At 60.9% G+C, this 11,198-nt stretch carries 7 protein-coding genes and 8 tRNA genes; 1 reads left to right on the top strand and 14 read right to left on the bottom strand.

Annotated features, from left to right (window positions below):
* Window positions 1-160: 160 nt before the first annotated feature.
* The 14 genes from ACVOK8_RS18815 to ACVOK8_RS18750 all read right to left on the bottom strand — a co-directional run bounded on the left by ACVOK8_RS18815 (window position 161) and on the right by ACVOK8_RS18750 (window position 9,999).
* Entirely contained in the window at window positions 161-2,122 is a 1,962-nt protein-coding gene (locus ACVOK8_RS18815) for a peptidyl-prolyl cis-trans isomerase (protein ID WP_481568146.1), read from the bottom strand.
* 128 nt (window positions 2,123-2,250) lie between these two features.
* A tRNA-Asp gene (locus ACVOK8_RS18810) sits at window positions 2,251-2,327 on the bottom strand.
* Between the two features lie 31 nt (window positions 2,328-2,358).
* Window positions 2,359-2,433: transfer RNA gene (locus tag ACVOK8_RS18805), tRNA-Val, on the bottom strand.
* A 12-nt stretch (window positions 2,434-2,445) separates the two neighbouring features.
* Window positions 2,446-2,718 carry an HU family DNA-binding protein gene (locus ACVOK8_RS18800; protein ID WP_481513476.1) on the bottom strand — a complete coding sequence of 91 codons (273 nt, stop codon included), beginning with the start codon at window positions 2,716-2,718 and terminating at the stop codon, window positions 2,446-2,448.
* A gap of 205 nt (window positions 2,719-2,923) precedes the next feature.
* Complete coding sequence (gene lon, locus ACVOK8_RS18795) at window positions 2,924-5,383, bottom strand: endopeptidase La (protein ID WP_481568145.1); 2,460 nt, start codon at window positions 5,381-5,383, stop codon at window positions 2,924-2,926.
* Window positions 5,384-5,521: 138 nt separating this feature from the next.
* Complete coding sequence (gene clpX / locus ACVOK8_RS18790; RefSeq protein ID WP_481568144.1) at window positions 5,522-6,811, bottom strand: ATP-dependent Clp protease ATP-binding subunit ClpX; 1,290 nt, start codon at window positions 6,809-6,811, stop codon at window positions 5,522-5,524.
* Between the two features lie 128 nt (window positions 6,812-6,939).
* Window positions 6,940-7,566, bottom strand: a complete 627-nt coding sequence (gene clpP, locus ACVOK8_RS18785) for an ATP-dependent Clp endopeptidase proteolytic subunit ClpP (protein ID WP_057629317.1) — start codon at window positions 7,564-7,566, stop codon at window positions 6,940-6,942.
* 66 nt (window positions 7,567-7,632) lie between these two features.
* Entirely contained in the window at window positions 7,633-8,928 is a 1,296-nt protein-coding gene (gene tig, locus ACVOK8_RS18780; protein ID WP_481568143.1) for a trigger factor, read from the bottom strand.
* Window positions 8,929-9,104: 176 nt separating this feature from the next.
* A tRNA-Leu gene (locus ACVOK8_RS18775) sits at window positions 9,105-9,189 on the bottom strand.
* 158 nt (window positions 9,190-9,347) lie between these two features.
* Window positions 9,348-9,423 (bottom strand) — tRNA-Lys (locus ACVOK8_RS18770).
* Between the two features lie 112 nt (window positions 9,424-9,535).
* A tRNA-Lys gene (locus tag ACVOK8_RS18765) sits at window positions 9,536-9,611 on the bottom strand.
* 78 nt (window positions 9,612-9,689) lie between these two features.
* Window positions 9,690-9,766: transfer RNA gene (locus ACVOK8_RS18760), tRNA-His, on the bottom strand.
* Window positions 9,767-9,801: 35 nt separating this feature from the next.
* Window positions 9,802-9,878, bottom strand: a tRNA-Arg gene (locus ACVOK8_RS18755).
* A 44-nt stretch (window positions 9,879-9,922) separates the two neighbouring features.
* A tRNA-Pro gene (locus ACVOK8_RS18750) sits at window positions 9,923-9,999 on the bottom strand.
* Window positions 10,000-10,141: 142 nt separating this feature from the next.
* On the opposite strand from ACVOK8_RS18750, the gene ACVOK8_RS18745 reads away from it, so the two are divergent.
* A complete protein-coding gene (locus ACVOK8_RS18745; protein ID WP_481513480.1) occupies window positions 10,142-10,903 on the top strand; it encodes a Bax inhibitor-1/YccA family protein in 762 nt (253 codons plus the stop codon).
* The last annotated feature ends 295 nt before the right edge of the window (window positions 10,904-11,198 follow it).

The raw sequence follows: 11,198 nt of genomic DNA, 5'->3' as shown, positions 1-11,198 counted from the left end.
CCCCAAACTGGAAGAACACCGGTAACGCCTCTGCCGAGCATGGCTCGGCACTACCGGTGCTACTGGCTCTATCGGTAACGCCCCTGCCGAGCATGGCTCGGCACTACATCAACAAAAAGCCCGGCTTTCGCCGGGCTTTTGTTTGTTGCTGCTTTGATGCTTAGAGCTGGGACTCCTGCACCTGCACCTTGTAGCGCTTGCGCATGCCGTCGACGTAGGCCTTGGCTGCGGCGGCGCCATCGATCTGGCTCAGCTGGTCCTTGAGCATGGCCTGCTGGGCTTCCGGCACTTCAGCCGGGTTGCCCGGGGTCACCTTGGTGACCGCGAACACGGCATAGCGGCCCGGCTCCATCTCGACCTTGCCATAGCTCGGCTTGTCGCCGACCGGAGCCGCTGCGGTGAACGCGGCACGGTTGGCTTCAGCGGTCGGCATCGGCGCGGTGCGCGGCAGGCCCGGCATCGGCAGCAACTGCAGTTGCTCGCTGCCAGCCAATGCCTGCAGGGTCTGACCGGCATTCAACTTGGCCAGCAGCGCGTCAGCAGCCTTCTTCGAGGCCTCTTCGGCACGGTGCGCACGCACCGCCGCAATCACCTGCTCACGCGCCTGTGCCAGCGGAATTGCCTGCTCCGGAGTGTGTGCGGTAACGCGGACCATGACCGTGTGGTTCGGCGCCAGCTCGATCGGGTCACTGACCGTGCCGTCTTCCTTCAGTGCATCGGAGAACACAGCCTTCAGCACTGCCGGATTGGCAGCGATGCCGCTGGCGGTGGCGCGGTTGAAAGGACCCAAGGTCTGCACCGGCAAACCAACTTCCTTGGCAGCACCAGCCAGTTCGGTCGGGTTCTTGTAAACCAGATCCACCAGGCGACCACTGAGGTCATTGAATGCCTTCTCGGTATCGGCCTGCAGCTGCTCGGCAGCCAGCTGATCACGCACTTCCTCGAACGGACGGCCTTCGCCACCTTTGACCTCGCGCAGCTTCAGCACGTGGTAGCCGAACTCGGTCTTGACCGGGCCAACCACGTCACCGGCCTTCATGGCGAACAGCGCGTCTTCGAACGGCTTGACCATCACGCCCTTCTCAACCCAGCCCAGGTCCCCACCGGAATCCTTGGAACCCGGATCTTCCGAGTTGGCCTTGGCCAGTGCAGCGAAGTCGGCACCCGGCTGCTTGGCTTCGGCGGCCAGCTTGGCCGCCTTGGCCTCGGCCGCCTTCTCATCGCTGCCCTTGGCAATCAGGATGTGCGAAGCCAGACGCTGGTCGGCACTGACAAAACGCGCCTTCTCATCTTCATAGCGCTGACGCAGGGTGGCCTCATTGGCGGCAGTCGCTGCCGGCATGCTGGCAGCGTTGAGCTCAACGTATTCGATGGTGACGCTTTCCGGCTGGCGGAAATCCTTCGGATGCGTCTTGTACCACTGCTCGATCTCGGCATCGGTAACCGCAGCGGTATCCGCCGCAACGACCGGCAGCAGTGCGAACTCCACGTCGCGGGTTTCGCCCAGCAGCTTCAACAGACGCTCGCTTTCGCCCTTGGTGGTGAAACCCGACTCGGCCAGTGCCGAGGGAATGATCGACTGCTGCAGGCTGGAACGTACCAGCTGCTCGAACATGGCCGGCGTACGCGGCGGCATGCTCTGCGCCAGCGCCAGACGGTACTGGTCCGGATCGAACTTGCCGTCCTTCTGGAACGCTGGGATAGCAGCGATGTAGTCGCGCACGGCCTTGTCACCGATGACGATATGCGCGTCTTCGGCAGCCAGGCGCACAACCTGCTCGTCGATCAGCTGATCGAGCACGAGGCGTTTGTTTTCCGCGGTTTCAAATTCGCGCGGGTCGAAGTTGTCACCCTGCTGCTCACGCGCCTGCATGCGTGCCTGTTCAAAACGGGCACGGAAGTCCTCAACACTGACTTCGTGGTGGTTCCAAAGGAACGACACCGGCCACCATGAAGGTGCCGAGGTCCACCACGACGGCGGGGCCGACACTTTGGCAACGTTCTGTGCGCCGACGCCACCGAGGTAGCTGTTGTCGATCACAAACAGGAACGGGATCATCAACAGGCCCATGATCACCGTAACGATCCAGCCTGAGGTCTTGTCGCGAAGTTTCTGCAGCATGGGCAAATCGAGGCCTGAGTGGCGAGCCGGGCAGTTTAACCCGCTTCCTGCCCCGCGCCCAACTCGGCCGCTGCCAATCGCCGGGCAAAAAAAAAGCCCCCGGCTTGCGCCGAGGGCTTTGAGACATCTGGCGGAGCGGACGGGACTCGAACCCGCGACCTCCGGCGTGACAGGCCAGCATTCTAACCAACTGAACTACCGCTCCACACTTTCAAACTGTACTGCAATGCTTAACTTGGTGGGTGCTGAGGGTTTCGAACCCCCGACCCTCTCCGTGTAAGGGAGACGCTCTACCGCTGAGCTAAGCACCCCAGCTGAGCCGCTTAGTTTACAGCGTCTTTCAGAGCTTTACCAGCCTTGAAGGCAGGATTTTTTGCAGCAGCGATTTTGATCTCTTCGCCGGTCTTCGGGTTACGGCCGGTGCGCGCAGCGCGCTCACGAACCTGGAACGTACCGAAGCCCACCAGAGTCACGGCCTCACCCTTCTTCAGGGCCTTGGTGATCTCGGCGATGACAGCATCAACCGCACGGCCAGCTTCAGCCTTGGTCAGGTCAGCAGCACCGGCAACGCCATCAATCAATTCGGTCTTGTTCATTCTGTAAAACTCCCTTTGCGGTAATCCGCGGAATTATTGAGTGGCACCCGTACGTCCCCAAGACGCACGACTGCCGAAGAACCTGCAAACACGCCAGCAAAAAACTACTGCTGCGTGAGTCGCACTTTTATACCAGCGCCCCCCTACCCGCGCAAGCTGAAAAGCCTTTAATGACGCGGGTTTTGAGGGATTTTACGTTCACATTTCAGTGCTTGACGCGGGCCGTGGGAGCTGCCTTTGCCTTGCCGCGAACTGCGACACGCTGCGCACTTTTACCTGCTTTCTTCGGCCTCAGCGGCGTTGCCAATGCGATATCCAGCACTTCGTCGATCCACTTCACCGGCACGATGGTCAGATCGCGGGTGACATTGGCCGGGATATCCACCAGATCCTTGCGATTCTCTTCAGGGATGACCACGGTACGGATGCCGCCGCGCAGCGCGGCCAGCAGCTTCTCCTTCAGACCACCGATGGCGGTAACGCGACCACGCAGGGTGATCTCGCCGGTCATCGCCACTTCGGCCTTGACCGGCACCTTGGTCAGCGTCGACACCAGCGAGGTCACCATCGCGATGCCGGCACTCGGACCATCCTTCGGCGTTGCGCCATCGGGCACATGCAGGTGGACGTCGTGCTTCTGCAGGAAATCCACATCGATGCCGAGTGCTTCGGCGCGCGCGCGCACCACCGACAAGGCGGCCGTCGCCGATTCCTTCATCACATTGCCAAGCTGGCCGGTGAGCGTGACCGCGCCCTTGCCCGGGATCAGCGTCGACTCGACCTGCAGCAGCTCGCCGCCGACTTCGGTCCAGGCCAGGCCGGTGACCAGGCCGATCTCGTTTTCTTCCTCGGCACGGCCGAAGTCGAAACGCTGCACGCCCAGGTACTTGTCCAGGTTCTTCGCATCGACAACCACCAAGGCCTTCGGCTTCTTGGCCGACTTCTTGGCGGCCGCCTTCTTCACCGGCTGCGGGCCGGCCAAGGCGATTTCCTTCACTACCTTGCGGCAGATCTTGGCGATTTCGCGCTCGAGGTTACGCACGCCGGATTCGCGCGTGTAATAACGCACGATGCCGCGGATGGCATCTTCCTCGATCGCCAGCTCCTCCGCCTTCAGACCATTGGCCTTGAGCTGCTTGCTCAACAGGTAGCGGGTGGCGATGTTGAGCTTCTCGTCTTCGGTGTAACCCGGGATGCGGATCACTTCCATGCGGTCCAGCAGCGGACCCGGAATATTCAGCGAATTGGAGGTGGCCACGAACATCACTTCGCTCAGGTCCAGGTCGACCTCGAGGTAGTGATCGTTGAATGCGTTGTTCTGTTCCGGGTCCAGCACCTCAAGCAGCGCCGAGGACGGATCGCCACGGAAATCCATCGACATCTTGTCGATCTCATCCAGCACGAACAGCGGGTTCTTGCTGCCGACCTTGTTGAGGTTCTGCACGATGCGGCCCGGCATCGAACCGACATAGGTGCGGCGATGGCCACGGATCTCGGCCTCGTCGCGTACACCACCCAGGCTCATGCGCACGAACTTGCGGTTGGTGGCCTTGGCGATGGACTGACCCAGCGAGGTCTTGCCCACGCCCGGCGGACCAACCAGGCACAGGATCGGGCCCTTCATCTGCTTCACGCGCGCCTGCACGGCAAGGTATTCAAGGATGCGATCCTTGACCTTGTCCAGGCCGTAATGGTCGGCATCCAGCGTGTCCTGGGCGACCTTCAGGTCCTTGCGGACCTTGGTGCGCTTCTTCCACGGCACGCCCAGCAGCCACTCAAGATAGTTGCGCACAACAGCGGCTTCGGCCGACATCGGCGACATCTGCTTGAGCTTGTTGAGCTCATTCTTGGCCTTGGTCTCGACCGGCTTGGGCATGCCGGCTTCGGCGATCTTGCGCGCCAGTTCTTCCATCTCGCCCGGCGCTTCATCCAGGTCACCCAGTTCTTTCTGGATGGCCTTCATCTGCTCGTTGAGGTAGTACTCGCGCTGGCTCTTTTCCATCTGCGATTTGACGCGGCCGCGGATGCGCTTTTCCATCTGCTGCACGTCGATTTCGCCATCGACCAGACCGACCAGCATTTCCAGCCTGTCGCCGACCTGCAGGATTTCCAGCAGCTTCTGCTTGTCAGCCAAACGCACACCGATATGCGCGGCGATGGTATCGGCCAGGCGCGCCGGCTCCTCGATGCCGGCCAGGGTCTGCAACAACTCCGGCGGCAGCTTGCGGTTGGTTTTGACGTACTGCTCGAACAGCGACATCAGCGAACGGGCAATCGCCTCGATCTCACGCGGCTCGCGCGAATCGTCCGATTCGATTTCAACGCCGTGGCCCTGCAGCGAGCCGTCTTTTTCGTAGACCTTGTCCACGGCAACGCGCGACAGGCCTTCGACCAGCACCTTGATGGTGCCGTCGGGCAACTTCAACAATTGCAGCACCTGCGCCAGGGTGCCGACGGTGTACAGGTCGGCGGCCGCCGGGTCGTCGGTTTCAGCCGACTTCTGCGCAAGCAGCAGGATGCGCTTGTCGGCCTCCATCGCGCGCTCCAGCGCCTGCATGGACTTGTCGCGGCCCACAAACAGGGGGATGACCATGTGCGGGAACACCACCACGTCGCGCAGCGGCAGGACCGGCAGGTCGAGAACTTCGAGTTGGGACTGGGCCATGGGGGCTCCGAGATTCGGTGGAGGCTAAATAAAAAAAGCCGATGGCCCCGTTATGGGGCCATCGGCGAGGTGTTGCAAGAGCTGTTGAAAGCTGAACGTGATTGGCGAAACCGCCTATTCACCTCAACTCGCCCGGGTTTACTCGCCAGAGGCGGTTTTAGCCGGTTCCGCGGGGGTCTGGTAGACGATGTACGGCTCGGATTTGTTCTCGATGACCGACTCGTCCACGACAACCTTGCTGACGTTTTCCTGCGAGGGCAGCTCGTACATGGTGTCCAGCAGCACCGACTCGACGATGGTGCGCAGGCCACGGGCGCCGGTCTTGCGCTTGAGCGCCTTCTTGGCAATGGCCGACAGCGCATCGGGACGGAACTCCAGCTCCACGTTCTCCATCTCGAACAGCTTCTTGAACTGCTTGGTGATGGCGTTCTTGGGCTCGGTCAGGATCTGGATCAGCGCTGGCTCGTCCAGTTCTTCCAGGGTCGCAACCACCGGCAAGCGGCCAACGAACTCCGGAATCAGGCCGAACTTGATCAGGTCTTCCGGCTCGACTTCGGCCAGCACCTTGCCAATTTCCTGCTTGCGCTCGGCGCTCTTCACCTTGGCCCCGAAACCAATGCTGCTGGTGGCGGTGGAACGGGCCTGGATCACCTTGTCCAGACCAGCAAATGCGCCGCCACAGATGAACAGGATGTTCTTGGTGTCGACCTGCAGGAATTCCTGCTGCGGGTGCTTGCGGCCGCCCTGCGGCGGCACACTGGCAACAGTGCCTTCGATCAACTTCAGCAGGGCCTGCTGTACGCCTTCGCCGGACACGTCGCGGGTGATCGACGGGTTCTCGCTCTTGCGCGAGATCTTGTCGATTTCATCGATGTAGACGATGCCCTGCTGTGCCTTCTCGACGTCGTAGTCGCACTTCTGCAGCAGCTTCTGGATGATGTTTTCCACATCCTCACCCACGTAACCGGCTTCGGTCAGGGTGGTCGCATCGGCCATGGTGAACGGCACATTGAGCAGCCGTGCCAGCGTTTCGGCCAGCAGCGTCTTGCCCGAACCGGTCGGGCCGACCAGCAGAATGTTGGACTTGGACAGCTCGACGTCGTCGCTCTTGGAACGGCTCTCGATGCGCTTGTAGTGGTTGTACACCGCCACCGCCAGCGTGCGCTTGGCGCGGTTCTGGCCAATCACGTACTGGTCGAGCACCTCGAGGATCTCACGCGGCTTGGGCAGCGAACTGCGCGCCGACTGCGCCTTTTCCTCAAGTTCCTCACGGATGATGTCGTTGCACAGCTCCACGCATTCATCACAGATGAACACGCTCGGGCCTGCGATCAGCTTACGGACTTCGTGCTGACTCTTGCCGCAGAACGAGCAGTACAGAATCTTGCCACTGCTGTCCCCGGTACGACCTTGCCGGTCTTCGCTCATGCTTCGCTTACCCAGTTGCTTCCCCCTCTGAACAGGGGGTTCAAATTCGAGAATAGCACAGGGCCGGACGGACACTAGTCCGGTTCCGACCCTGCAAAATCAGGCCGATTTTCTGGCCGTTCAACGCGTCAGGAAGCCTGAATGCTCTCTTCCGGACGGCGCTCCAACACCTGGTCCACCAGACCGTAGGCCGCAGCCTCGGCCGCGCTCTTGAAGTTGTCACGCTCGGTATCGCGGGCGATGGTCTCCAGGTCTTGGCCGGTGTGCTTGGCCAGTACCTCGTTCAGGCGCGAACGCAGGGTCAGGATTTCACGGGCGTGAATATCGATGTCCGTGGCCTGGCCCTGATAGCCGCCCAGCGGCTGGTGGATCATCACGCGCGAATTCGGCAGCGCGAAGCGCTTGCCCGGTGCACCAGCAGCCAGCAACAGTGCGCCCATCGAGGCGGCCTGGCCGATGCAGGTGGTGCTCACGTCCGGCTTGATGTACTGCATGGTGTCGTAGATCGCCATGCCAGCAGTGACCACGCCGCCCGGCGAGTTGATGTAGATGCTGATTTCCTTCTCCGGGTTTTCCGATTCAAGGAACAACAGCTGCGCGACCACAACGTTCGCCATGTGGTCGTCGATAGGACCAACCAGGAAAATCAGGCGCTCTTTGAGCAGGCGCGAATAGATATCGTAGGCGCGCTCGCCGCGGCTGGTCTGTTCGACCACCATCGGAACCATGTTCAGAGCTTTGGTTCGGTTGTCCATTACGTGAGGCACCTATTTTGGGAGGGAACTCCCCGCGCCGTGGCGCGGGGATGAAACACCGCCAGCTTACTGGCGGATGGCTTCCTGGAACGTCAAGGCCTGCTCGGTGTGCTGGGCACGCTCGGCGATCCAGTCGATGACCTGCTCTTCCATCACACGGTTCTGCAGACCCGACATAAGCTGGGGATCATTGCGGTACATCTCAATGACCTGCTCCGGCTCTTCGTAGGTCGAAGCAATCAGGCGCATGGTTTCGTTCAGGCGCTTCGGGTCCAGGCGCAGCTCGTTCTTGCGGGCCACTTCACCGACCAGCAGGCCGACCAGCACGCGCTTGGAAGCGGCGTCCTTGAAGCCTTCGTGGGCATCGGCCGGCACTTCGCCCGGGTTGCCGCCCTGGCGACGGATGGCATCGATCTGCTGGGCCAGCATCGAGCGGGCTTCGCCCTCGACCAGACGCGGCGGCAGCTCAACCGAGGAATAGGCGGCAATCAGCTGCTCACCCACTTCGCGACGCAGGCGGTTCATCAGCGCGCCCTTGAGCTCGCGCTCCAGGTTGGAGCGGATGTCGGCGCGGAACTGCTCCACGTCGCCGTTCTTCACGCCGAAGCTCTTGATGAAGGCGGTGTCGACTTCCGGCATGTCCTGCTCGGACACTTCAACCGCCTTGACGGTGACCTGCACGGTCTTGCCAGCCAGCGCAGGCACGCGCCAGTCAGCCGGGAACTCGACGTCCAGGGTCTTTTCTTCACCCTTGGCCAGGCCGATCAGCCCCTTTTCGATCTGCTCGAACATCATGCCCTGGCCGATGATGATGGTGCCCTTCTCGACACCCTCGGCCGGCAGACGCTCGTCGCCAACCTGCGACCAGGTTTCCAGGCCGACCAGGTCGCCTTCCTGGGCGCCGCGTGCAACCGGCTTCCAGGTACGGCGCTGGGCGCGCAGGTTTTCGATCATCTGGTCGATATCGGCGTCGCTGATTTCGGCGCTGTGGCGCACGACGGTCAGCTTGGTGACGTCGACGTCGCCGAAATCCGGGATCAGCTCAACGGTGGCAACGAAGTCGAACTCGCCTTCGCCTGCCTTGTCGATGCGCGGGTTGCCGGCAATGCGCAGCTCGTGCTGGCGCAGAGCGGCATCAAAGGTCTCGCGCAGCAGGCCGTCCAGTGCCTCGGCACGCACCTGCGGGCCAAAACGCTGTTCGATCACCTTGGCCGGCACCTTGCCCGGACGGAAACCCTTGATGCGCGCGGTGCGCGCGATTTCGCCCAGACGGCCGCTGATATGCCCCTGCAGACGCTCTTCCGGCAGCGAGAAGCTCAGGCGGCGTTCCAGATTGCCGGTGGATTCGATCGAAGCTTGCATGTTGACTCCTGCCACCGGCGGCAACCGCGCCGGTTCGATGTGATGGATGAAACGGTTGTAGGGCGCGGCTATGCACCGCAGCCCTTTAGTTTGGCCGATATCGCCCGTGGCCGCCAGCGGGGGCGGCCATACAGGCATATCTGGGATACTCGGACCGGGAGCAAATCACCGGCCACTGGTGCGAAAGGGGGGACTCGAACCCCCACGCCTTGCGGCACTGGAACCTAAATCCAGGGCGTCTACCAATTCCGCCACTTTCGCAATACTGACTCAGCACAGCATTGTTGCAGGAGCGCCAGCAAAGCGGAAGCCAGCCGCACCTGCGCACCAGCCCAACAATGAGCGCCTCAACAATGCCCGGACGGAACGCCGCCTGGCTAAGAAAAAAGCCGCCAGATTTCTCCAGCGGCTTTTTGATTTGGTGGGCTGTCAAGGATTCGAACCTTGGACCTATTGATTAAGAGTCAACTGCTCTACCAACTGAGCTAACAGCCCTGAAACTTCGAGGTGAATTCTACACTACTAGCGTGTTTCATGCACCCGCCCAAAACACCGGGCTTACATAAAAAGAGAAAACCGCTGGATTGCTCCAACGGCTTTCTTGATTTGGTGGGCTGTCAAGGATTCGAACCTTGGACCTATTGATTAAGAGTCAACTGCTCTACCAACTGAGCTAACAGCCCTGAAAATCAGGACGCGAATAATGCCGCAACCTGACCTTTATTGCAAGCCCGGATTTCACTCCGGCGCCGTTGAAACAGTGGGGTGGCTGAGGGGATTCGAACCCCCGACCACCGGAATCACAATCCGGTACTCTAACCAACTGAGCTACAGCCACCACTGAAACCTTACTCACCTACCGCTTGCACCGATTGGTGCGCCCGACAGGAATCGAACCTGTAACCGCCGGCTTAGAAGGCCGGTGCTCTATCCAGTTGAGCTACGGGCGCTCTGACCGGATTGTCGCACTCCAACACGCACTTGGTGAGTTGGATGGTCGGGGTAGAGGGATTCGAACCCCCGACATCCTGCTCCCAAAGCAGGCGCGCTACCAGACTGCGCTATACCCCGGCGGTGAATCTCTTCCCGATACCCCGGAAAGGTCGGCTATTGTGGGAAAAACACACCAACCTGTCAACGGTTAATTTCATTTAATTTGAATTGGGTATGCTGGCGTCCAATTCCCGCCCACTTCATAGCAACGGAGCATTGCATGCGCAGCGGCAACCCTGCCCTTTCCGACACCACTTTCCTCGACCTTGGCAGCGGCAGCGTGGTGTCACGCGGCGCCGATGCGATGACCATAAACGGCACCGTCAACAAAACCGGATTCCTGTTGTTGCTGGCCGCATTGACTGCTGCGTTCGCATGGAACGGCACCATCAGTGACAGCGGCGAGTTGCTGCCGGCGGCAAAGTTCTACATGTGGGGCGGCCTGATTGTCGGCTTCATCCTGTCAATGGTGACCATCTTCAAGAAGACCTGGGCACCGGTCAGCGCGCCGCTGTATGCCCTGGCCGAAGGTCTGTTCCTCGGCTCGATCTCGGCAGTCTATGAAGTGCGCTTCAACGGCATCGTGTTCCAGGCGGTGCTGCTGACCTTCGGCACCCTGTTCGCCCTGCTGTTCGCCTACCGCAGCGGACTGATCAAGGCCACCGAGAACTTCAAGCTGGGTGTGGTGGCAGCCACCGGCGGCATCGCCCTGGTGTACCTGGCGACGATCGTGCTGGGCTTGTTCAACATCAACATCCCCTACATCCACGGTTCGGGCCTGATCGGCATCGGCTTCAGCCTGTTCGTGGTGGTGATCGCCGCGCTGAACCTGGTGCTGGATTTCGACTTCATTGAAAGCGGCGTTGAAGCCGGCGCACCGAAGTACATGGAGTGGTACGGCGCGTTCGGACTGATGGTCACCCTGGTGTGGCTGTACATCGAGTTCCTGCGTTTGCTGTCGAAGCTGCAGTCGCGTAACTGAGGCGGTTGCTGCAGGTTGTATGCAAAGGGCGCCCATTGGGCGCCCTTTGCTGTTTGTAGTGCCGAGCCATGCTCGGCAATGGCATTGCCGATAAGGCATCTGCCGAGCATGGCTCGGCACTACATGCGGATTTGGTCCTGGGAAAGCCCCTGCCGAGCATGGCTCGGCACAACATGCGGATTTCGTCCTGGGAAGGCCCCTGCCGAGCATGGCTCGGCACTACATCAACAAAAACGGAGCGCTTTCGCGCTCCGTTTTCTGTATCAGCAACTACCCCGCAACTGCAATCAGATGC

Source organism: Stenotrophomonas sp. STEN083, assembly GCF_056759195.1.
The sequence above is the reverse complement of the archived record's forward strand: the minus strand, read 5'-3'. Positions and strand labels throughout refer to the sequence as shown.

What these genes read in the sequence shown, in the direction of transcription:
- ACVOK8_RS18815 (WP_481568146.1), bottom strand. Translation starts at nt 2,122, where the DNA reads ATGCTGCAGAAACTTCGCGACAAGACCTCAGGCTGGATCGTTACGGTG.
- ACVOK8_RS18800 (WP_481513476.1), bottom strand. Translation starts at nt 2,718, where the DNA reads ATGAACAAGACCGAATTGATTGATGGCGTTGCCGGTGCTGCTGACCTG.
- lon (WP_481568145.1), bottom strand. Translation starts at nt 5,383, where the DNA reads ATGGCCCAGTCCCAACTCGAAGTTCTCGACCTGCCGGTCCTGCCGCTG.
- clpX (WP_481568144.1), bottom strand. Translation starts at nt 6,811, where the DNA reads ATGAGCGAAGACCGGCAAGGTCGTACCGGGGACAGCAGTGGCAAGATT.
- clpP (WP_057629317.1), bottom strand. Translation starts at nt 7,566, where the DNA reads ATGGACAACCGAACCAAAGCTCTGAACATGGTTCCGATGGTGGTCGAA.
- tig (WP_481568143.1), bottom strand. Translation starts at nt 8,928, where the DNA reads ATGCAAGCTTCGATCGAATCCACCGGCAATCTGGAACGCCGCCTGAGC.
- ACVOK8_RS18745 (WP_481513480.1), top strand. Translation starts at nt 10,142, where the DNA reads ATGCGCAGCGGCAACCCTGCCCTTTCCGACACCACTTTCCTCGACCTT.